Origin of the sequence: Nocardioides sp. NBC_00368 (genome assembly GCF_036090055.1) — a bacterium.
Classification (GTDB): domain Bacteria; phylum Actinomycetota; class Actinomycetes; order Propionibacteriales; family Nocardioidaceae; genus Nocardioides.
On record NZ_CP107970.1, the window covers coordinates 2,846,792 to 2,866,533 of the forward strand.

General features: G+C 70.6%; 20 protein-coding genes and 1 riboswitch. Of the genes, 9 read left to right on the forward strand and 11 right to left on the reverse strand.

Annotated elements, in window-relative coordinates; all coding sequences use genetic code 11:
* Window positions 1–34 precede the first annotated feature (34 nt).
* The 5 genes from OG984_RS13660 to OG984_RS13680 are packed head-to-tail and all read left to right on the forward strand — an operon-like array spanning window position 35 to window position 4,527.
* Entirely contained in the window at window positions 35–796 is a 762-nt protein-coding gene (locus tag OG984_RS13660; protein ID WP_328532095.1) for an ABC transporter permease, read from the forward strand.
* On the forward strand, window positions 793–1,491 hold the full coding sequence (locus tag OG984_RS13665; RefSeq protein ID WP_328532096.1) for a sulfate/molybdate ABC transporter ATP-binding protein: 699 nt from the start codon (window positions 793–795) through the stop codon (window positions 1,489–1,491). The genes OG984_RS13660 and OG984_RS13665 overlap by 4 nt, the downstream gene beginning before the upstream one ends.
* A 43-nt stretch (window positions 1,492–1,534) precedes the next feature.
* Entirely contained in the window at window positions 1,535–2,554 is a 1,020-nt protein-coding gene (glpX, locus tag OG984_RS13670; protein WP_008358990.1) for a class II fructose-bisphosphatase, read from the forward strand.
* A 27-nt stretch (window positions 2,555–2,581) separates the two neighbouring features.
* Window positions 2,582–3,502 carry an alpha/beta fold hydrolase gene (locus tag OG984_RS13675; RefSeq protein WP_328532097.1) on the forward strand — a complete coding sequence of 307 codons (921 nt, stop codon included), beginning with the start codon at window positions 2,582–2,584 and terminating at the stop codon, window positions 3,500–3,502.
* A 50-nt stretch (window positions 3,503–3,552) separates the two neighbouring features.
* A complete protein-coding gene (locus tag OG984_RS13680) occupies window positions 3,553–4,527 on the forward strand; it encodes a cytochrome c oxidase assembly protein (RefSeq protein ID WP_328532098.1) in 975 nt (324 codons plus the stop codon).
* An 84-nt stretch (window positions 4,528–4,611) separates the two neighbouring features.
* Here OG984_RS13680 and OG984_RS13685 read toward each other — a convergent pair whose 3' ends face one another.
* A complete protein-coding gene (locus tag OG984_RS13685) occupies window positions 4,612–5,685 on the reverse strand; it encodes an ABC transporter ATP-binding protein (RefSeq protein ID WP_328532099.1) in 1,074 nt (357 codons plus the stop codon).
* Window positions 5,686–5,927: 242 nt separating this feature from the next.
* Here OG984_RS13685 and eat point away from each other — a divergent pair, with 242 nt between their 5' ends.
* From eat to eutC, 3 genes are read left to right on the forward strand one after another with little or no spacing between them, the layout of a single operon-like run.
* The gene (gene eat / locus OG984_RS13690; RefSeq protein WP_328532100.1) at window positions 5,928–7,367 is read left to right on the forward strand and encodes an ethanolamine permease; all 1,440 of its coding nucleotides are present in this window, start codon (window positions 5,928–5,930) and stop codon (window positions 7,365–7,367) included.
* Window positions 7,364–8,779 carry an ethanolamine ammonia-lyase subunit EutB gene (locus OG984_RS13695; RefSeq protein ID WP_328532101.1) on the forward strand — a complete coding sequence of 472 codons (1,416 nt, stop codon included), beginning with the start codon at window positions 7,364–7,366 and terminating at the stop codon, window positions 8,777–8,779. The genes eat and OG984_RS13695 overlap by 4 nt, the downstream gene beginning before the upstream one ends.
* Complete coding sequence (eutC, locus tag OG984_RS13700) at window positions 8,776–9,579, forward strand: ethanolamine ammonia-lyase subunit EutC (protein ID WP_328532102.1); 804 nt, start codon at window positions 8,776–8,778, stop codon at window positions 9,577–9,579. The genes OG984_RS13695 and eutC overlap by 4 nt, the downstream gene beginning before the upstream one ends.
* Here eutC and OG984_RS13705 read toward each other — a convergent pair.
* The 3 genes from OG984_RS13705 to OG984_RS13715 form a co-directional block, all read right to left on the reverse strand.
* Window positions 9,527–11,281 (reverse strand): sulfatase-like hydrolase/transferase, encoded by a 1,755-nt coding sequence (locus tag OG984_RS13705; RefSeq protein ID WP_328532103.1) that lies wholly within the window; start codon window positions 11,279–11,281, stop codon window positions 9,527–9,529. The two genes, eutC and OG984_RS13705, sit on opposite strands and share 53 nt — an antisense overlap.
* A 118-nt stretch (window positions 11,282–11,399) precedes the next feature.
* Window positions 11,400–12,095, reverse strand: coding sequence for a DUF1707 SHOCT-like domain-containing protein (locus tag OG984_RS13710; RefSeq protein ID WP_328532104.1), 696 nt, complete (start codon window positions 12,093–12,095; stop codon window positions 11,400–11,402).
* A 56-nt stretch (window positions 12,096–12,151) separates the two neighbouring features.
* Window positions 12,152–12,823: a DUF1707 SHOCT-like domain-containing protein gene (locus tag OG984_RS13715; RefSeq protein ID WP_328532105.1), complete on the reverse strand. Its 672-nt coding sequence runs from the start codon at window positions 12,821–12,823 to the stop codon at window positions 12,152–12,154.
* A 138-nt stretch (window positions 12,824–12,961) separates the two neighbouring features.
* On the opposite strand from OG984_RS13715, the gene OG984_RS13720 reads away from it, so the two are divergent.
* Window positions 12,962–13,861, forward strand: coding sequence for an NAD(P)-dependent oxidoreductase (locus OG984_RS13720; protein ID WP_328532356.1), 900 nt, complete (start codon window positions 12,962–12,964; stop codon window positions 13,859–13,861).
* An 8-nt stretch (window positions 13,862–13,869) separates the two neighbouring features.
* Here OG984_RS13720 and thiC read toward each other — a convergent pair whose 3' ends face one another.
* The 7 genes from thiC to thiE form a co-directional block, all read right to left on the reverse strand.
* Window positions 13,870–15,558, reverse strand: a complete 1,689-nt coding sequence (gene thiC / locus OG984_RS13725) for a phosphomethylpyrimidine synthase ThiC (RefSeq protein ID WP_328532106.1) — start codon at window positions 15,556–15,558, stop codon at window positions 13,870–13,872.
* Window positions 15,555–16,364: a bifunctional hydroxymethylpyrimidine kinase/phosphomethylpyrimidine kinase gene (thiD, locus tag OG984_RS13730; RefSeq protein WP_328532107.1), complete on the reverse strand. Its 810-nt coding sequence runs from the start codon at window positions 16,362–16,364 to the stop codon at window positions 15,555–15,557. The genes thiC and thiD overlap by 4 nt, the downstream gene beginning before the upstream one ends.
* Window positions 16,361–16,993 carry a thiamine phosphate synthase gene (locus tag OG984_RS13735; protein WP_328532108.1) on the reverse strand — a complete coding sequence of 211 codons (633 nt, stop codon included), beginning with the start codon at window positions 16,991–16,993 and terminating at the stop codon, window positions 16,361–16,363. The genes thiD and OG984_RS13735 overlap by 4 nt, the downstream gene beginning before the upstream one ends.
* Window positions 16,990–17,754, reverse strand: coding sequence for a thiazole synthase (locus OG984_RS13740; protein WP_328532109.1), 765 nt, complete (start codon window positions 17,752–17,754; stop codon window positions 16,990–16,992). Before OG984_RS13740 ends, OG984_RS13735 begins: the two co-directional genes overlap by 4 nt.
* Window positions 17,751–17,939, reverse strand: coding sequence for a sulfur carrier protein ThiS (gene thiS / locus OG984_RS13745; protein ID WP_328532110.1), 189 nt, complete (start codon window positions 17,937–17,939; stop codon window positions 17,751–17,753). Before thiS ends, OG984_RS13740 begins: the two co-directional genes overlap by 4 nt.
* The gene (locus OG984_RS13750; RefSeq protein ID WP_328532111.1) at window positions 17,936–19,024 is read right to left on the reverse strand and encodes an FAD-dependent oxidoreductase; all 1,089 of its coding nucleotides are present in this window, start codon (window positions 19,022–19,024) and stop codon (window positions 17,936–17,938) included. Before OG984_RS13750 ends, thiS begins: the two co-directional genes overlap by 4 nt.
* Entirely contained in the window at window positions 19,024–19,635 is a 612-nt protein-coding gene (gene thiE / locus OG984_RS13755) for a thiamine phosphate synthase (protein ID WP_328532112.1), read from the reverse strand. Before thiE ends, OG984_RS13750 begins: the two co-directional genes overlap by 1 nt.
* Window positions 19,629–19,738, reverse strand: a riboswitch (TPP riboswitch). (Overlaps the previous gene by 7 nt.)
* Between the last annotated feature and the right edge of the window lie 4 nt (window positions 19,739–19,742).

The following is a 19,742-nucleotide window of genomic DNA, read 5'->3' on the forward strand; positions in this document are numbered from 1 at the left end:
GGACCGGCAGCGGGGGGCCGGTCCGTCCGTCGGGATGCCAGGCTGGCTGTGGCTGCCGGCGGCCCTCGCGGCGGCGTTCATCATCGTCCCGCTGGCCGCGATCGTGCTCCGCGTCGACCTCGCGAGCTTCCCGGCACTGATCACCTCGCCCTCCGCGCTGGAGGCGCTCTGGCTCAGCCTGCGCACCGCGGTGGCCAGCACCGTGCTGTGCATCCTCCTCGGCGTACCTCTCTCCACGGTCCTGGCCCGCACCCGGTTCCGGGGCCAGGGGCTGGTGCGCTCGCTGGTGCTCCTTCCCCTCGTGCTGCCGCCGGTCGTCAGCGGACTGGCGCTGCTCTACACCTTCGGCCGCCGCGGGCTGCTGGGTCAGTCGCTGGACGTGGTCGGCCTCCAGATCCCGTTCACCACGCTCGCCGTGGTGATGGCGCAGACGTTCGTCGCCCTGCCGTTCCTGGTGATCAGCCTCGAGGGTGCGCTGCGCACCAGCGGCACCCGCTACGAGGCGGTCGCGGCCACGCTCGGCGCCCGCCCGACCACCGTCTTCCGGCGCGTCACCCTCCCTCTGGTCGCGCCTGGCCTGCTCTCCGGCTCGGTCCTCGCCTTCGCCCGCTGCCTGGGCGAGTTCGGCGCGACGATCACCTTCGCCGGCAACCTCCCCGGGGTCACCAGCACGATGCCGCTGCAGGTCTACCTGCTCCGCGTCGACGACCCCGACGCGGCCGTCGCGCTCTCGCTGGTGCTGGTCGTCGTCGCGGTCGCCGTGATCGGCTTCGCCCGCCACGGGAGGGCCCTATGAGCTCGCTTCATCTGCGGGCCGTGATCGCCCAGCGCGGCATCGACGTCACCCTCGACGTGGCCGCCGGCGAGACGGTGGCGCTCACCGGCCCCAACGGCGCCGGCAAGTCGAGCCTGCTCGGGGTGATCTCCGGTCTCCTCCGTCCCGACGAGGGAGAGGTACGCCTCGGCGACCGCATCCTCGACACCACTCCCCCGCACGCCCGCGGGATCGCGCTCCTCGCCCAGGACCCGCTGCTCTTCCCGCACCTGTCCGTGCTGGCCAACGTCGCCTTCGCCCCCCGGGCCCGCGGCGTACACCGCCGCCAGGCCAACGAGCTCGCCACCCGCCACCTCACCGAGGTCGGCGCCGAGACGCTCGCCGGGCGGCGGCCCACGGAGATCTCCGGCGGCCAGGCCCAGCGGGTGGCGGTGGCCAGGGCCCTGGCCGCGGACCCCGAGCTGCTGCTGCTCGACGAGCCGATGGCCTCGCTCGACGTCGATGTACGCCCCGCGCTGCGGCAGACGCTGCGTACCGCTCTCGAAGGCAGGACCGCCATCATCGTCACCCACGACGCCGCCGACGCCCGAGCGCTCGCCGACCGGGTGGTGGTGATCGAGCACGGTCGCATCGTCGAGGACGGCCCGACCGAGCAGGTCCTGAACGACCCGCAGACACCCTTCGCTGTGAGACTTGTCTCTGGATCGATCAAGTGACGCGGCAGCCACGCCACCGCACGCGGCGGATAGATTGATCCCCATGAACGACACCCAGCCGCTCGGCGTCGCCCCCACCGCCCCTGACCGCAACCTGGCCCTGGAGCTGGTGCGCGTGACCGAGGCAGCGGCGATGGCCGCCGCCCGCTGGGTGGGTCGTGGCGACAAGAACGGCGCCGACGGTGTCGCGGTCAACGCGATGCGCACGATGATCTCCACGGTCGCCATGAACGGCACCGTCGTGATCGGCGAGGGCGAGAAGGACAACGCCCCGATGCTCTTCAACGGCGAGCAGGTCGGCGACGGCACCGGACCCGAGTGCGACGTCGCGGTCGACCCGATCGACGGCACCACCCTGACCGCCAAGGGCATGAGCAACGCCGTCGCGGTGATGGCGGTCGCCCCGCGCGGCAGCATGTACGACCCCAGCGCTGTCTTCTACATGGAGAAGCTGGTCACCGGACCGGAGGCCGCCGACGTCGTCGACATCCGCCTGCCGGTCGCCGAGAACATCGCCGCGGTGGCCAAGGCCAAGGACACCACGACCTCCGACATCACCGTGATCGTGCTCGACCGGCCTCGTCACGACAAGCTGGTCGAGGAGATCCGCGAGACCGGCGCCCGGATCAAGTTCATCGTCGACGGTGACGTGGCCGGCGCGATCTCGGCGGCCCGCGCCGGCTCCGGCGCCGACCTGCTGATGGGCATCGGCGGCACTCCCGAGGGGATCGTCGCCGCCTGCGCGATGAAGGCGCTGGGCGGCACCATCCAGGGCCGGCTGTGGCCGAAGGACGACGAGGAGCGCCAGCGCGCCCTCGACGCCGGCCACAACCTCGACCCCGACTTCGTGCTCCACACCGACGACCTGGTCACCGGCGACGACTGCTTCTTCGTCGCCACCGGCATCACCGACGGCGACCTGATGCGGGGCGTGCAGTACCTCCCCCACGGCGCCGTCGTGACCGACTCGCTGGTGATGCGCAGCCGCTCCGGCACCATCCGCAAGGTCACCTCCGAGCACCAGCTCGCCAAGCTCAAGGCCTACAGCGCGATCGAGTTCTAGTTCGCCCTGGCCCGGTAAAGTTGGTGTATGACCACCGCCGAGCCGACAGAGTCCACCGCCTTCCTCCCCGGAGGAGTCGAGCTTGCGTACGACACGTTCGGTGATCCCGGCGCCGACCCGCTGCTGCTGATCATGGGCCTCGGCGGCCCGATGACCTGGTGGGACGTACGGCTGTGCCAGCAGCTGTCCGAGGCCGGGTTCTACGTGATCCGCTACGACAACCGCGACGTCGGCCACTCCTCGCCGCATCCGAGCGACGAGCGGATCACGCTCGCCAGGCTGGCCCGGGCGTTCGTGGGGCTGCCGACCCAGTCGCCGTACGCCCTGACCGACCTCGCCGACGACGCGGCCGCGCTGCTGACCCACCTCGACATCGACTCCGCCCACGTGTGGGGCGTGTCGATGGGCGGGATGATCGCCCAGACCCTCGCCATCCGCCACCCCGAAAGGGTGCGCTCGGTCTGCTCGACGATGTCCACGACCGGCCGTCGTGGTGTCGGCTTCCAGCACCCGACCCTGCTGCCCGCGCTGGTCATCAAGAAGCCCGGCCTGGAGGGCTACATCGAGCGCCAGATCAAGGGTGGCGTCCAGATCGGCTCGCCTGCCTACCCCGAGCCCGAGGACGAGGTGCGCCGGCGCGCGATCGACACCTGGAACCGCGGCGTGAACGCCGCGGCCGTCGCCCGGCAGATGCTCGCCATCCTCACCCAGCCCGACCGCACCGAGGACCTCGGCCGGATCAAGGTCCCGTTCAGCGTGATCCACGGCCTGACCGACAAGATGGTCCATGTCTCCGGCGGCCGGGCGACCGCCGCGGCCGTCCCCGGCGCCGAGATCACCCTGATCAAGGGCATGGGCCACGACCTCCCTCAAGGCCTGTGGCCGACGTTCATCAAGATCGTCCGCCGCACCGCCGACCGGGCCGCCGACCGCACGCTCACCGCCTAGACGGCCGCCTGGAATAACCTCCGGTCGCGACCCGGAGTTACCGTGAGACCATGCACGACCACGGCTCCCTGCCCGCGCTCGGCTGGTCCGAGTTCCTCACCACCTGGAGTCTCCAGCCCGGCTGGCTGCTCGCCGTGGTCATCCTCGGCGCGGGCTACCTCACGCTCCGCAACGCCGCCGGAGCGGCGTCGACGGTCAAGGGCTGGCGGGTGGCGTCGTTCCTGACCGGCCTCGGCCTGATGTACGTCGTGGTCGCCTCGGCCATCAACGGCTATGCGATGGCGCTGGCCTGGATGCACATGGTGCTCCACCTGACGCTGATCATGGTCGTACCCACGCTCCTCGTCCTCGGGCACCCGCTCACCGTCATCGCCGAGACCGGGCCGCGCGCCGAGCGGGCGATGCGCTCGCTCCCGGTCACCATCCTGGTCCACCCGGCCACCGGCATGCTGCTCTACTCGCTGGTCATCATCGGCACCCACCTGTCCGGCTTCATGGACTCGATGGCGCAGAGCACACCGCTGATGGTCGGCGAGCAGATCGCCTACGTCGTCGCCGGCTTCCTCTTCCTCACCGGCGCGATCGGCGAGGAGAAGGTACGCCCCGACCTGCCCTACCTGGGCCGGATCTCGCTGCTCGTGCTCGGGATGGTGCCCGACACCATCGTCGGCATCGTGATGCTGCAGACCGAGCGCAACCTCTACCCGGTCTACTCCGCGGCCCGCCCCGACTGGGCGCTGGACGCGGTCCGCGACATCCAGACCGCCGGCGGCCTGATGTGGGCCGCGGGCGACGCCGGGATGATGTTCCTCGCCATCGGCCTGGTCATCGCCGTCGTCTCCTCACCCGAGCGCCGCACCAAGATGACCGGCCGCTTCCTCGACGGCGTACGCAGCGCCCGGCTCGCCGAGGAGAGCGCCCGGGGCACGACCGAGGGCCCCGCCGAGCCGGGATCCGTGGATCCCGACAGCGACGAGGCCCTCGATGCCTACAACGCGATGCTGGCCAGAATGAACCAACAGTGATTTTGCGATTGCTTCGCAATTCGCGCAGCGCTGGGTTGTTGGCGATTGCTTCGCACATGACTCAGCGCTGGAGCGCTGGGTGCATCAATTGACGCGCAGGCCCGACTCGGTGTCGAAGACGTGGACGTCCTCGGGGTCGGTGGTGACGTAGATCGTGTCGCCCTTGCTGACGTGGTCCTTGGAGGAGACCCGGACGATCAGGGTGGACGGGACACCCTCGACGTCGCTGGTGCCGTAGACGTAGGAGTCGGAGCCGAGCTCCTCGACGACGGTCACCTGGACCGGCAGCCCGCCCTCGCCCTCGCCGATGACCCGGAAGCTCTCCGGACGCACGCCGACGGTGATCTGCGTGGGCATGTCGGTGGTGCCTACGGGGACGACGTACTCCCCGATCTTGGCGCCGCCGCCGTCGGCAGCGGTGGCCTTGATGAGGTTCATCTGCGGCGAACCGATGAAGCCGGCGACGAAGAGGTTGACCGGCTTGCGGTAGAGGTTGAGCGGGGTGTCGACCTGCTGCAGCTCACCGTTGCTCATCACCGCGACGCGGTCGCCCATCGTCATCGCCTCGACCTGGTCGTGGGTGACGTAGACGGTGGTGATGCCGAGCTCGGCCTGGAGCTTGGCGATGTCGGTGCGGGTCTGGACGCGCATCTTGGCGTCGAGGTTCGACAGCGGCTCGTCCATGCAGAAGACCTGCGGCTGGCGGACGATCGCACGGCCCATGGCCACACGCTGGCGCTGACCGCCGGAGAGCGCCTTCGGCTTGCGGTCGAGGTAGTCGGTCAGACCCAGGGTCTTGGCCGCCTCGGCGACGAGCTTGTCACGCTCGGCCTTCGGAACCTTGGCCATCTTCAGCGAGAACGCCATGTTCTCGGCGACGCTCATGTGCGGGTAGAGCGCGTAGTTCTGGAAGACCATCGCGATGTCGCGGTCCTTGGGGGCGACGTTGGTGACGTCGCGGTCGCCGATCTTGATGGCGCCCGAGTTGACCTCCTCCAGCCCGGCGAGCATGCGCAGGGTGGTGGTCTTACCGCATCCGGACGGGCCGACGAGCACCATGAACTCGCCGTCCTTGATCTCCAGGTCGATGCCCTTGACCGCGGGCTCGGCGGCGCCGGCGTACCAACGCTGCGCCTTCTCAAAACTGACTGTTGCCATGATTCCGTTGTCTCCTTCACCGGCAGGTACGTGCCGGACGATCCGTTGTGAAGTGACCGGGGCCACATTTGCCCCGGCTGGGACACCATAGCCGATCGATCCCGAACGTGCAGCAGGTGTAACCCTGCGAGCAGCACGGGAAACCACGCAGAAACAGTTCGTTCATAGCCTCACCGTTGACCGATCTCGAGGCTGTGTGCCGCCTCCGGATCCACCCCCAGCGCACGTGGTAGGAGTCAGCAATGTCAGCAAGCGACCCGTCAGGAGCGCACGCACGAGGCGTCGACGAGCATCTGGAGTCAGCGGCGTACCTGCAGCGGCGCCAGCTGCGATCGGGCAGCGCCGGGTGGCTGCTCCTGGCCGGCCTCGGGGTCGGCTACGTGATATCCGGTGACTACTCCGGGTGGAACTTCGGCCTGGCGCAGGGCGGCTTCGGCGGCCTGGCGATCGCGTCCGTCGTGATCGCCGGCATGTACCTGGCGCTGGTGCTCGGCATGGCCGAGCTGTCCTCGGCGCTCCCGGCCGCGGGCGGCGGCTACACCTTCGCCCGCCGTGCGCTGGGCGCCTGGGGCGGTTTCGCCACCGGGACGGCGATCCTCATCGAGTACTCGATCGCGCCTGCCGCCATCGCGACCTTCATCGGCGCCTACGTCGAGTCCCTCGGCCTGTTCGGCATCACCAACGGCTGGTGGATCTACCTCGCGGCGTACGCGCTGTTCATCGGGATCCACCTGGCGGGCGTGGGTGAGGCGCTGAAGGTGATGTTCGTGATCACCGCCGTCGCGCTCGTCGGCCTGGTGGTGTTCGCGGCCGCTGCGGTCGCCCACTTCGACCTGGCCAACCTGACCGACATCGCGCCGACCGACGCCGTCGGCGCCTCGGCGTTCCTGCCTCACGGATACCTCGGCATCTGGGCGGCCATCCCGTTCGCGATCTGGTTCTTCCTCGCGGTCGAGGGCGTGCCGCTGGCCGCCGAGGAGACCGCTGACCCGGAGCGCAACGTGCCGCGGGGCATCATCGCGGCGATCGGGGTGCTGCTGGTGACCTGCGTGGTGGTGCTGGTGCTGACGACCGGTGCCGGCGGCGCCGCGCAGATGTCGGACTCCGGCAACCCCCTGGTCGAGGCGCTCGGGGACGGCTTCTCGGCCAAGCTCGTCAACTACATCGGTCTGGCGGGCCTGATCGCGAGCTTCTTCTCGATCATCTACGCCTACTCGCGCCAGCTGTTCGCGCTGTCTCGGGCCGGTTACCTGCCCACCGTCCTCTCCGTGACCAACTCCCGCAAGGCTCCGATGCTGGCGCTCGTCATCCCCGGCATCATCGGGTTCGTCCTGTCGCTGACCGGACAAGGAGCGCTGCTGCTCAACATGGCCGTCTTCGGAGCCGCGCTGAGCTACGTTCTGATGATGGTCAGCCACATCGTCCTACGGGTGCGCGAACCGAAGATGCCGCGACCGTACCGCACTCCTGGCGGCGCGGTCACCACCGGCTTCGCGCTGGTCATCGCCGTGATGGCCGTGATCGCCACGTTCCTGGTGGACCCTGTCGCCGCGGGTTGGTGCATGGTCGTGTTCGCTGGGTTCATGCTCTACTTCGCCGTCTACAGCCGGCACCACCTGGTGGCGAACTCACCCGACGAGGAGTTCGCGGTGCTCGCCCAGGCCGAGAGCGACCTGAAGTGATCTACCGGCAGCAGGTCTCCGGCGTGACCTACACCTTCGACGGGCTCGTCGAGGTGATGGCCAAGGCGACGCCGCTTCGCTCGGGCGACCAGCTGGCCGGCTGTGCCGCCGAGAGCGACGGCGAACGTGCGGCCGCCAGCTGGGTGCTCGCCGACCTGCCGCTGGAGATCTTCCTCAACGAGGAGATCGTCCCGTACGACACCGACGAGGTCACGCGGTTGATCATCGACGGCCATGACCGCGGCGCGTTCTCGGCGATCTCCCACCTGACGGTCGGCGGGCTGCGGGACTGGCTGATGGAGATGGCCGCGCACGATCACGGTGCCGAGCACCTGGCCGCCGTCGCCCCGGGACTGACCCCGGAGATGGTGGCGGCGGTCAGCAAGATCATGCGCAACCAGGATCTGATCGCCGTCTCCGCCGCCGTGCAGGTGACGTCGGCGTTCCGGACCACCATCGGCGGCCACGGAACCCTGGCCACGCGGCTGCAGCCCAACCATCCCACCGACGACCCTCGCGGCATCGCCGCGGCGGTGCTCGACGGGCTGCTGCTGGGGTGCGGAGACGCGGTGATCGGGATCAACCCGGCCACCGACTCACCACAGGCCACCGCCGACCTGCTCCACCTGCTCGACTCGATCCGCACCCGCTACGACATCCCGGCCCAGTCCTGCGTGCTGTCGCACATCACCACCACGCTCGGGCTGGTGGAGGCGGGAGCACCGGTGGATCTGGTGTTCCAGTCCATCGCAGGCACCGAAGGCGCCAACGCCGCGTTCGGGGTGAACCTCCAGCTGTTGCGCGAGGGCAACGAAGCCGTACGCAGCCTCGACCGCGGCACCGTCGGCGACAACGTCATGTACCTGGAGACCGGGCAGGGTTCCGCACTCAGCTCGGGAGCCCACCTCGGTGTCGGCGGCGCACCGGTGGACCAGCAGACCCTCGAGACCCGCGCCTATGCCGTGGCCCGCGACCTGCGGCCGCTGCTGATCAACACCGTCGTCGGGTTCATCGGCCCGGAATACCTCTACGACGGCAAGCAGATCATCCGGGCCGGCCTGGAGGACCACTTCTGCGGCAAGCTGCTCGGCCTGCCGATGGGCGTGGACGTCTGCTACACCAACCACGCCGAGGCCGACCAGAACGACATGGACAGCCTGCTGACGCTGCTGGCCGCGGCGCGGGTCCCGTTCGTCATCGCCGTCCCCGGAGCCGACGACGTGATGCTCGGCTACCAGAGCCTCTCGTTCCACGACGTGCTGACCACCCGCCGCACGCTCGGCGTACGACCTGCCCCCGAGTTCGATGCCTGGCTTCGCAGGGTCGGCATCGTCGACGACGCCGGCAGGCTCGCCCCCTTCGACCCGGAGAGCTCGCCACTACGGTCGCTGGCCTCGGCGGTGGCGCCATGAACTCGAAGAACCCCGTGGGCCAGGACTTCTGGGACGAGCTACGCAGGACCACCCAGGCCCGGATCGGACTGGGCAGGGCCGGCACCGCGCTGCCCACCGAGCGGGTGCTCGAGCTGGCGGGCGCGCACGCCGCGGCGCGCGATGCCGTCCACATCCCGCTGGGCGTCGAGCGCCTGGCCGCGCAGGTCCGCGAGATCGGGATCGGCGAGCCGGTGCTGGCCACGAGCCGCGCCACCTCGCGCGAGGAGTACCTGCGCCGACCGGACCTCGGACGGCAACCGGCGCCCGACACCGACATCCCCGAGTCCGGCGCCGACATCGGCCTCGTCCTCGCCGACGGGCTCTCGCCGACCGCGCTCGACCGCCATGGAGCAGCCCTGCTCGCCGAGCTGGTGACCCGGCTGCGCGACCGCTACACGCTGGCGCCGCCCGTCATCGCGACGCAGGCGAGGGTGGGGCTGGGCGACCATCTCGGCGTGGCGGCCCGGGTACGCACGTTGCTCGTGATCATCGGAGAACGGCCCGGCCTGAGCGTCTCCGACAGCCTCGGCATCTACCTCACGCACCTGCCCCGGCCCGGTCGCACGGACGCCGACCGCAACTGCATCTCCAACATCCACCCGCCCGACGGGCTCGGGTACGCCAGGGCCGCTCAGGTGGCAGCGAGCCTCGTCGACGGCGCCCGCGCGCTGGGACGCTCGGGGGTCGACCTGAAGGACACCTCCCGAACCGAGACGCTCGGGCCGCCTACCGGGTCAGCGCCCGGCACACCGCCGGCGCACAGCCCTCGTATGAGTTGAGCCGGCGCATCAGGTCGCGGGCGTAGGGCTTGGCGTGGTCCTCGGCGAAGACGTTGCGGTCCTCCCACGGCCGGTCGTAGCGGTAGAGCTCATAGGCGTAGTCGGTGCCCTTCCAGGACTTGTCCAGGTCGAACCGGACCAGCAGCCCCCGCGAGCCGCGCACCGCGATGTAGGACGGGATGATGTCGATGGTGCCGCCCGAGCCGCTGTCGAGGTCGACCTCGCCGGGGTGGGACCTGGCGTAGGTGTGCTCGAAAAAGGCGTATCGCCCGCCCGGCAGCCGCGGCCGGCTCAGCGTCTCCGCGAACGAGCTGCCGGAGACGTACGCCGGGGTCGGGGCGCCGGCGATGTCGAGGAAGGTCGGCGCCAGGTCGATGTTGTTGACGAACTGGCTGCGCTTGCCGGGCACCACGCCCGGGCCGACGACGACCAGCGGGACACGGGTGTCGGAGTCGTACGGAGCGCCCTTGCCGCCGTTGAGCTGGTGCTGGCCGAGGTGGAAGCCGTTGTCCGAGGTCAGCACGATGTAGGTGTCGTCGCCGGCGGCCTTACGGACCTGGGTGATCATCCGGTCGATCGACTGCACCATGCGGGCGCGGTCGCGGTACTGGCTCAGCGCCGTCTCGTCGCTCAGCGAGATCTTGTTGGTGCGCCAGGCGGGAGCCTGCGACGTACGTCCGGCGCGGCCGAGGTAGGTGGGCGCGTTGTCCGAGCGGTCGTCGCCGTAGCCGGCGAGGTCCTCGAGCGTCAGGTCGGCACAGGCGACCCGGCCGCAGTTGCCGCCCGCGGGGTCGCCGGCGGGCGCCTGGTCGGCGAACGCGGGCGGGAACCAGGTGTCCAGGCCCGGGTAGTGGTGACCGAGCCGGGAGTGCGGCCCGTAGGCGGCGATCTCGAGGAAGTAGGGGTTCTCGTCGTCGCGGTGCTTCTCGATGAAGTCAAGGGCGTAGTCGCGGGTGACGTTGGCGGCGTACGCAGCGTCCTTGCGCTCCACGGAGGCGTTCTGCGCGGGCTGCGGGTGGTTGCGCAGCCGCACCGCGCCGTCCTCGTCGAGGCGATGTATCGAGCTTGTCGAGATGAAGGTGCTCTGGTAGCCCCAGCCGCCGTACGCACCGCCGAGGAGCGCGTTCCAGGAGTCCCAGCCCGGCACCTTGGGCGGCGGGACCAGCTTGCCGTCGGAGCCGCGGGTGGCCTCGTAGGCGTTGATGTACTTCCCCACGAACCCGGTCGTGTAGCCGGCCTCCTGCAGCCCGATGCTGAACTGCTTCTCCAGGTTGCCGTAGCGCTGGAACGCCGACCAGCCGCCGACCGGGTGCTCCGGATCGTTCTGGGTGTTGGTGAGGACCTTGGTGTGGTGAGGCGTCTGCCCGGTCAGCAGCGCGGCACGCGAGGGGCAGCACAGCGAGTCGATGACGAAGGAGTTCTGGTAGGTCGCTCCCTCCGCGGCCATCCGGGTCGCCTCCGGCATCGTGCGGAGCAGCTCCAGGGAGAAGTCGTCCATCAGGATGAGGACGATGTTGGGGCGCTCGTCGGTCGTGGCGGCGAGCTCCGCCGCTTCCTCGACCGGCGCGACCGGAGCGGCCGACGGGTCGGCAGCGGCGGAGCCGGCGGCGAGCGTCCTCGGACCGATGACGAGGAGCCCCCCGACGAGCGCCACGGCCGCCACGATCGCGGCACCCAGCAGTAGGCTCCACTTCGGCTTCATCCCGAGTCTCCTTTGTCTACTATGTAACTACACAATAGCGTGTTCAGGCGAGGTTAGTGCCTGAACTCCAGGCACGACAAAATCGGTCCGCGGAGCGGACCATCCCGAGGGGTGTTGCTCAGTGCATCCCGTGGGGCGGGAGCTCGTGCGGCGGCGGCAGCCGCAGCTGCTTGGAGCCCTTGGGCTCCTTCAGCGGCTTCCGGATGACGGTGACGCCACCCATCAGCGCCAGCCCCTTCACCCGCAGCACCGGACCGCCGGTCGGCTCGATCCCGCGAGGACCGACGTAGCCGCCCATGATCCCGACGCCCTGCATGACGACCTGGACGTCGGGGCCGACGGTGATGTTGACCCCGCCCATGATGGCGTTGGCGTAGATCACGGTCTCCTGCGCGGAGAACTGCGCCTGACGCATGTCGAGGTCGGCGCCGCCCATCAGCGCGATCACGTTGCCGGTCGCCGGCACCGTCCAGACTCCGCGCCGGTCGACGCCGCTCATGATCGCGACGTAGAGCTGGCTCTCGATCGGGTTGTCGGCGAAGACCGCCGGGCTGCTCCCGGTCGCGGGCAACGTCTGCGGAACCGGCGGAGCGGGGGTGCCCGCTGCCGGCAGGTCGACCGTGATCGGGATCAGGTCGGCGTACGTCTTGGCCTTGAAGGTCGCCTCGAGGCGGTCGTCGAGCTCGTCGATCTCCAGGCGTCCCTCGCCCGCGGCCTCGCGCAGGATGTCGGCCACCTTGTGGCGGTCGGCATCGCTGATCCGGAGATTCGGATCAGGATTCTGGCCGCGAAATGGCTCGGGGGTCGTTCCCATGGGGCGAATCGTAGTGGGGGCATCGAGCCTGTGCCTCAACAATCCCCCTACCGCATTTACTCAAGGCCGAGATGCTGCTTCAGCGTGCGCTTCGGACCCCGGGGACCCCGGCGCTTGACGGTCACGTCGCCCAGCACCGCCAGGCCCCGCACCCGCACCACCGGCGAGTCCGCGGAGAGCACCTCGGGCACCTTCGCGGACGGCTCCTTGAAGTCACCGAGCACGCCGTTGCCCTCGACGATCACGTGCACGTGCGGCGGCACGGTGACCTTCACGCTGCCCAGGACCGAGGTGGCGTTGATGACGACCTCGCGGGCCGAGTAGTGCGCCTCGCGCAGGTCGATGTCGGCGTCGCCCAGGACCGCGTTGACCGAGAGGTGCTGCGGGACCACCCACACCCCCTTGCGCTCGACGTTGCTCAGGAACGCGCTGGCGCTGTCGGACGCCTCGCCCTGGCCGTAGACAACAGGCACCGCGGATGCGGTGGGCGCGGCGGGTGGCGGCACGGGCGGCTGCCCCGCGACCGGGAGGTCCTGCGTGATCGGCTCCAGATCGGCGTACGTCTTGGCCTTGTAGGTCTCCTCGAGCCGCTCCTCGAGCTCGTCGATGTCGAGCCGGCCCTCCCCCGCCGCCTCGCGCAGGATGTCGGCGACCGCGTGACGGTCGGCGTCGCTGACCCGGAGGTCGGCGCGGCGAGGCTGGCCGGGGTGCGGTTCGGGGAGTCCCATGACCCGTGATGCTATCGGCGTACGCCGCATCCGTCTCTCAGGTTGAACCCTGATCCTTTACCCGGGCGCCACACTGACCAGAAGGTGCGTACCCCAGTAATTAGTGGGTACTCCCGCGAGGCGACGACCTCCTCCAGCATGGAGGACGTGTCAGAAACCATTCGAAACTCCACCCACACGAGCGACATCACCGTGCTCGGCCTCGGCGCGATGGGCAGCGCCCTGGCAGCCGCGCTGCTTAGCTCCGGCCGCTCCGTGACCGTCTGGAACCGCACCCCTGCCCGCGCCACGGATCTGGTGGACCGCGGCACCGACGCCGCCGGCTCGGTCCGCGAGGCGGTCCTGGCGAGCCCCGTCGTGATCGCCTGCCTGCTCAAGCACGCCTCGGTCGAGGAGACGCTCGCTCCGGTCGCCGACGAGCTCCGCGGCCGCACCCTGGTCAACGTCACGACCACGTCGCCGAACGAGGCCCGTGCGCTCGCCGCCTGGGCGGCCGAGCACGGTGTCGGCTACCTCGACGGCGCCATCATGGCCGTGCCCGCGATGATCGGGTCCCGCGCGGGCCAGATCTTCTACAGCGGCTCGCGGGCGGCGTACGACACCCTCCTGCCGACGCTCGACGTCTGGGCCACCAGCGAGTACCACGGCGAGGACGCCGGCCGGGCCTCGCTGGTGGACCTGGCGATGCTGTCGGGGATGTACCAGATGTTCACGGGCTTCTTCCACGGTGCCGCGATGGTCGCGTCCATGGGGATGAGCGCGGCCGACTTCGCCGCTCGGCAGGCGCCCTTCCTGGCCGCGATGACCGAGGGGCTCGACGGCTACGCGAAGGTCATCGACGGTGGCGACTACACCGTCGCGGGCCAGCAGAGCCTGGAGTTCTCCGACCTCGCCCACATCGTGCGGGCCAGCGAGGAGGAGGGGGTCGACCCCTCCCCCATCGCCGCCGTCCAGGCACTGATCAGCGGACAGATCGCTGCAGGGCACGGATCGGAGGCACTCGCGAGGGTCTACGAGAGCCTGCGGTCGGGCTCGTAGCCGACCGCTCAGTCGGCGAGCGGGAGGTACACCCGGCTTCCCGCCGCCGCGAACTCCTTCGACTTCTCCATCATCCCGGCCTCGACCTCCTCGGGAGAGGCGCCGTCGCCGCCGCCGAAGCGGTCGCGTACGTCCTGGCTGATCTTCATCGAGCAGAACTTCGGGCCGCACATGGAGCAGAAGTGGGCCGTCTTGGCACCCTCCGCCGGCAGCGTCTCGTCGTGGAAGCTCTCCGCGGTGACCGGGTCCAGGGAGAGGGCGAACTGGTCGCGCCAGCGGAACTCGAAGCGGGCCCGGGACAGGGCGTCGTCGTGGTCGCGGGCGCCCGGGTGGCCCTTGGCGATGTCGGCGGCGTGGGCGGCGAGCTTGTAGGTGATCACACCGGTCTTCACGTCGTCCTTGTCCGGCAGGCCGAGGTGCTCCTTCGGGGTGACGTAGCAGAGCATCGCGGTGCCGTGCATCGCGATCGTGGCCGCGCCGATGGCCGAGGTGATGTGGTCGTAGCCCGGCGCGATGTCCGTCGCGAGCGGGCCCAGCGTGTAGAACGGCGCGCCGTGGCACCACTCCTGCTGGAGGTCGACGTTCTCCTTCACCAGGTTGAGCGGTACGTGGCCGGGGCCCTCGACCATGACCTGGACGTCGTGTTCCCAGGCCCGCGTGGTGAGCTCGGCGAGCGTACGCAGCTCGGAGAGCTGGGCCTCGTCGTTGGCGTCGGCGGTGCTCCCCGGGCGGAGGCCGTCACCGAGGGAGAAGGCGACGTCGTACTGCTTGAAGATCTCGCAGAGCTCGTCGTAGTGGGTGTAGAGGAAGTTCTCCTGGTGGTGGGCCAGGCACCAGCCGGCCATGATCGAGCCGCCCCGGCTGACGATGCCGGTGACCCGGTTGGCGGTGAGCGGGACGTAGCGGAGCAGGACGCCGGCGTGGATCGTCATGTAGTCGACGCCCTGCTCTGCCTGCTCGATGACGGTGTCGCGGAAGACCTCCCAGGTCAGCTTGTCGGCCTCGCCGTTGACCTTCTCCAGGGCCTGGTAGATCGGGACGGTGCCGATCGGGACGGGCGAGTTGCGCAGGATCCACTCGCGGGTGGTGTGGATGTCGTCGCCGGTGCTGAGGTCCATCACCGTGTCCGCGCCCCACGTGATCGCGTGGGTGAGCTTGTCGACCTCCTCGGCGATGGAGGACGTGACTGCGGAGTTGCCGATGTTGGCGTTGATCTTCACCAGGAACCGCTTGCCGATGATCATCGGCTCGGACTCGGGGTGGTTGACGTTGTTGGGGATGATCGCGCGGCCCGCCGCGACCTCCTCGCGGACCAGCTCGGGGTCGCAGCTCTCGCGGACCGCGACGTAGGCCATCTCCTTGGTGATGATGCCCTTGCGTGCGTAGTGCATCTGGGTGATGTTGGTGCCCTTGCGCGGCCGGCGGCGCTCGCCCTGCCACTCCTGGCGGGCCGCGCCGCGGCGTACGGCTGCCTTGCCGTTGTCCAGCAGCTCGGTCCGGCGGCCCTCGTAGGCCTCGGTGTCGCCTCGCTCGTCGATCCACTCGTCGCGGCGCGGCGGGAGACCCTGCTCGGGTTCCGATCCGGGACCCTCGGTGCAGTAGCGGTCGAAGGTCTCGCCGTTGGTGAGCGCGACCCGGGTCACCGGGACCTTCAGGTCACCGAGCTCGACGCGGGTGTGGGCGGGGTGGACGGTCATGCTGTCTCCTTGGTGCTTGTCGGGCTGGGCTGGTTCGTGGAGAGATGGGCGATCGGGCCTCGACCGCGACCGAGGGTCCAGTGCCTGCTGGTGGCGAGCTGCCGGGTGACGTACGCCGCGGCCCGCTCGGCCGCGTCCCGCAGCGGAGCACCGTGGGCGAGATGGGCGGCCAGGGCCGCGCTGTAGGTGCAGCCGGTGCCGTGGTCGTTGCTGGTGGGGACGGCGGGGTGGCTGATCGGGATGGCTGGCTTTCCCGGCTCGGCGAGCCAGTCGGTGCACTCGCCGGTGGCGGCCGGGTCACCTCCGGTGACGATCACCGCCGGCTTCAGCCCGGCCAGCTCCTCGGCCAGATCCTCGGGTGCCCCGTCGTGTCCCGCCAGGGCTCGGGCCTCGTCGAGGTTGGGGGTGACGACGGTGGCGACGGGGAGCAGGTGGTCGAGGTAGGCGCGGCGTACGTCCTCGCCGCCCAGCACCGCTCCCGAGGTGGCGACGAGGACGGGGTCGACGACGAGGGGGCGGCCGGCGCAGAGGCGCGCGACGAGCACGACCGCCTCGGCGCTGCCGAGCATGCCGGTCTTCACCGCTGCGACCGGAAGATCGTCGAAGACGGCGTGGAGCTGCGCCTCGACGGTCGCGAACGGGATGGCGTGGATGTCGCTGACGCCGGTCGTGTCCTGGGCGGTGACGGCGGTGATCACGCAGGCCCCGTGGACCCCGAGCGCGGCGAAGGTGGCCAGGTCGGCCGCCGTGCCCGCCGCTCCCCCGGAGTCGGTGCCGGCGATGGTGAGTGCGACCGGCGGGTTCATCGGGTCACCCCTGCGGCGAGGGCGGCGAGAAGGTCGCGCACGACCTGTCCCGGCTCGTCGGCCCGCATTACCGCGCCCATCACGGCGACCCCGTAGGCTCCCCCGGCGACCGCCTCGGCGGCGTTGTCCGGGGTGATCCCGCCGAGCGCGTAGGTCGGCAGCGGCAGGTCGGCGAACGTGGCCGGCCCCAGTGGCGGCCCGTAGCCGGGCTTGGACTCGGTCAGCGCGTAGGGGCTGAGCATCGCGTAGTCGAACCCGTCGATGGCCGCTCGGGCGACCTCGGTGGGGCTGTGGCAGCTCCGGCCGAGGTGTAACACGCTGTTACACCGACTATCCGGTCGTTCCGATGGGGCGCGTAGTCCTACGAACGACGTGTTACAGCTCGCGGAGGCGGAAAGATGCACCCCCACTGCAGCAGGCAGAGGTGTGCGGGCGGCGATGACGTTCAGACCGAGCGCGGCGAGCAGCTCGGCCAGCCTGGCTCGCTGCTCGATGGGCTCGTCGAGCTCACGGAGTACGACGTGGGTCAGTCCCGCCTCGGCGCACTCGGCCAGGGTGGGGAGCAGTCCACGGCCGAGGCGCAGCTGGGAGCGGTCGGTGAGGACGAGCAGTCGCGGTAGGGCGGTCATGCGATCCGGCCCTCCATCGGCGAGGATGCCCTGGCGACCGCCTGTCGCGGGATCCGGCCTGCAGCGCGGGCGGTGTGCCCGGCCTCGACGGCCAACCGCAGGGCACGGGCCATCGCGACCGGCTCGTCGGCGCGGGTGACGCCGGTGGCGGCGAGGACGGCGGAGCAGCCGAGCTCCATCGCCAGCGCCGCGTCCGAGGCGGTCCCGACCCCGGCGTCGAGCACCACCGGCACCTCGACCGCGGCCACGACGGCCTCGATGGCGTACGGGTTGAGGATGCCGAGCCCCGACCCGATCGGCGAGCCGAGCGGCATCACCGCCGCGCAGCCGGCATCGGCGAGCCGGCGGGCGAGGACGGGGTCGTCGGTGGCGTACGGCAGGACCGTGAAGCCCTTGCGCACCAGCTGCTCGGCAGCCTCGACGAGCTCGACGGCGTCGGGCATCAGCGAGGTCTCGTCGCCGATCACCTCCAGCTTGACCCAGTCGGTCTCCAGCGCCTCACGGGCCAGCTCAGCGGTCAGGACGGCCTCGCGGGCCGAGAGACAGCCGGCGGTGTTCGGCAGGATCGGGACGGCCGCGGCGCGCAGCGTCTCGAGCAGCCCGCCGGCCGCCGTCGAGGACGTACGCCGCATCGACACCGTCACCAGACCCGGCTCGGCCGCGGCGATGACGTCCGGGAGCAGCGCCAGGTTGGGCAGGCCGCCGGTGCCGAGGAAGAGGCGCGAGGACAGCTCACGGCCGGCGATCTTGAACACGCTCATCCGCCCTGCACCGCCGTCACGATCTCGACGACGTCGCCGTCCTGGAGGTGGGTGGTCGGGTGCTCCGCACGCGGCACGACCTCACCGTTGACCGCGATCGCGCTCCCGGCGCGCTCGTTCAGCAGGTCGACGATGCCGGCACCGTCGGCCACCTCGGTCGGTTCGCCGTTGATCATCAGTCTCATCTGTCGGACTCCTCGGTGTTACTTGACGGGCACTTCGTGGACTTGTCGGGTGTTTCAGTGCCCGTCAAGCCCAGGGATACCCGGTCGACCGGGTATCCCAGCGACCGGCGCGGATCCACCACGGCCTCCACCACGCCGGTCTCGATGTGGTCGGCGACCAGCCGCGCGATGAGCGGCGCGAGCAGGACCCCGTTGCGGTAGGCGCCGGCGGCCAGCACGACGCCCGGCTCGTGGGTCGGCCCGACGAGCGGGAGGTTGTCGGCGGTGCCGGGCCGGTCCCGCGAGGTCACCTCCACCACGTTCGCCCGGTCGAGCGCGGGCACCACCCGGCGCGCGGAGTCGAGCAGCCGCCACACGCCCTCGACGGTCGGCAGCAGCGGACCGTCACGCTCTTCCGAGGTGGCCCCGACGACCACCTCGTCGCTGTCGGTCCGCGGCACCACATAGACCTGCTCGCCGTGCGCCCAGGCCCGCACCGTCCGCTCGACCGGCTCCTGCGTCCGCACCCGCACCACGTCGCCGCGTACCGGCCGGATGAGGGAGGAGTACGGAGCGGGGAGGTTCGTTCCCGTGGCGATGACGGTGACGTCAGCAGCCGTGTCGAGACCGACGCGCTCACCGACGCGCGCGAGCAGCGCCGCGACGACGGCCCGCGGGTCGACAGAGTGGTCCTCGGCGAGGAAGGCGCCACCGGCGACCCGGCCGAGCCCGGGTTCACGGCCCAGCAGATCGCGCCGCCCCAGCCGTTCGTAGGAGACCCCGGCGAGGTCGAGCACGGCGAGCTGTCGCTCGACCTGCTGGACATCCCCGGCGTCGACCCCGACGAGCAGCGTCCCGCGGGTGTGCACAGGCACGCCGAGCCGCGAGGCGAAGTCGGGCCACAGCGCGAGCGACGACAGGCAGAGTCGGGTCAGCGACTCTTCTCCGTACCAGGCCTCACCGGCCGGGCTGAGCATGCCGGCGGCAGCGTACGAGGCCCCCGAGCCCGGCGACGGATCGACCACCGAGACGTCATGTCCGCGACGGATCAGCTCGTCGGCGACGGACAGCCCGACGATCCCGGCCCCCAGCACCCGGACGCGCATCACGCCACCGCCGTCACGAGCTCCTTCGCGGCCTGGAGCGGATCGGGTTGTCGCCAGAGGCCGCCGATCACGGCGATCCCGTGGGCGCCGGCGGCGCGCACCGACGCAGCGGTCGCCGCCGAGATCCCGCCGATCGCGATCAGCGGCAGCACACCGACCGCGGCGCCGACCGCCTCGACGCCCAACGGGTCGGGGAGGCCGGCCTTGGACGAGGTGGCGAACACGGGCCCGAACCCCGCGTAGTCCGCCCCCGAGTCCGCGGCCGCCTCGACCGCGGCGCGGTTCCGGCAGGTGGCACCGATGATCAGGCCCGGCGTGACGGCGTCGGCGATCCGCCGGGCCTCGTCCAGCGGCAGATCGGCCGCACCGAGGTGGACGCCGTCCGCACCGGCGGCGAGCGCCACGTCGAGCCGGTCGTCGACAACGACACAGGCCTGGTACGCCGCGACGAGCTCGAGCACGCTCGCGGTGAGAACGAGCAGCTCACGTGTGGTCGCGGCCTTGTCACGTACTTGAAAGCCGTCGACTCCTGCTGCCGCGAGCGCAGGCAGCAGGGTCAGGTCGTCGGTCGTGGAGACGAGGCAGAAGATCCTCGGGAGGGCAGGCAACACGTCAGGTCACTTCCTTCGCCGGCATTATCCGGATCAGGTACGACGGTCGGAGCGGCTCCAGCTCCCTCTCAGCCCGCTGCCGCGGACTCCCGTGTGGGTTGGGTCCC

Bases quoted from the DNA above. Each gene is read 5' to 3' on its own strand.
- thiC (WP_328532106.1), bottom strand. From the start codon at position 15,558: ATGACCGTCCACCCCGCCCACACCCGCGTCGAGCTCGGTGACCTGAAG.
- OG984_RS13705 (WP_328532103.1), bottom strand. From the start codon at position 11,281: ATGAAGCCGAAGTGGAGCCTACTGCTGGGTGCCGCGATCGTGGCGGCC.
- OG984_RS13750 (WP_328532111.1), bottom strand. From the start codon at position 19,024: ATGCGCGTCCGGGTGCTGGGGGCCGGGATCGTCGGGCTGTCCGTCGCC.
- OG984_RS13740 (WP_328532109.1), bottom strand. From the start codon at position 17,754: ATGAGCGTGTTCAAGATCGCCGGCCGTGAGCTGTCCTCGCGCCTCTTC.
- thiS (WP_328532110.1), bottom strand. From the start codon at position 17,939: ATGAGACTGATGATCAACGGCGAACCGACCGAGGTGGCCGACGGTGCC.
- OG984_RS13675 (WP_328532097.1), top strand. From the start codon at position 2,582: ATGACCACCGCCGAGCCGACAGAGTCCACCGCCTTCCTCCCCGGAGGA.
- OG984_RS13735 (WP_328532108.1), bottom strand. From the start codon at position 16,993: ATGACCGCCCTACCGCGACTGCTCGTCCTCACCGACCGCTCCCAGCTG.
- OG984_RS13680 (WP_328532098.1), top strand. From the start codon at position 3,553: ATGCACGACCACGGCTCCCTGCCCGCGCTCGGCTGGTCCGAGTTCCTC.
- OG984_RS13660 (WP_328532095.1), top strand. From the start codon at position 35: ATGCCAGGCTGGCTGTGGCTGCCGGCGGCCCTCGCGGCGGCGTTCATC.
- thiD (WP_328532107.1), bottom strand. From the start codon at position 16,364: ATGAACCCGCCGGTCGCACTCACCATCGCCGGCACCGACTCCGGGGGA.
- OG984_RS13710 (WP_328532104.1), bottom strand. From the start codon at position 12,095: ATGGGAACGACCCCCGAGCCATTTCGCGGCCAGAATCCTGATCCGAAT.
- eutC (WP_328532102.1), top strand. From the start codon at position 8,776: ATGAACTCGAAGAACCCCGTGGGCCAGGACTTCTGGGACGAGCTACGC.
- OG984_RS13715 (WP_328532105.1), bottom strand. From the start codon at position 12,823: ATGGGACTCCCCGAACCGCACCCCGGCCAGCCTCGCCGCGCCGACCTC.
- OG984_RS13665 (WP_328532096.1), top strand. From the start codon at position 793: ATGAGCTCGCTTCATCTGCGGGCCGTGATCGCCCAGCGCGGCATCGAC.
- glpX (WP_008358990.1), top strand. From the start codon at position 1,535: ATGAACGACACCCAGCCGCTCGGCGTCGCCCCCACCGCCCCTGACCGC.
- eat (WP_328532100.1), top strand. From the start codon at position 5,928: ATGTCAGCAAGCGACCCGTCAGGAGCGCACGCACGAGGCGTCGACGAG.
- OG984_RS13685 (WP_328532099.1), bottom strand. From the start codon at position 5,685: ATGGCAACAGTCAGTTTTGAGAAGGCGCAGCGTTGGTACGCCGGCGCC.
- OG984_RS13720 (WP_328532356.1), top strand. From the start codon at position 12,962: ATGGAGGACGTGTCAGAAACCATTCGAAACTCCACCCACACGAGCGAC.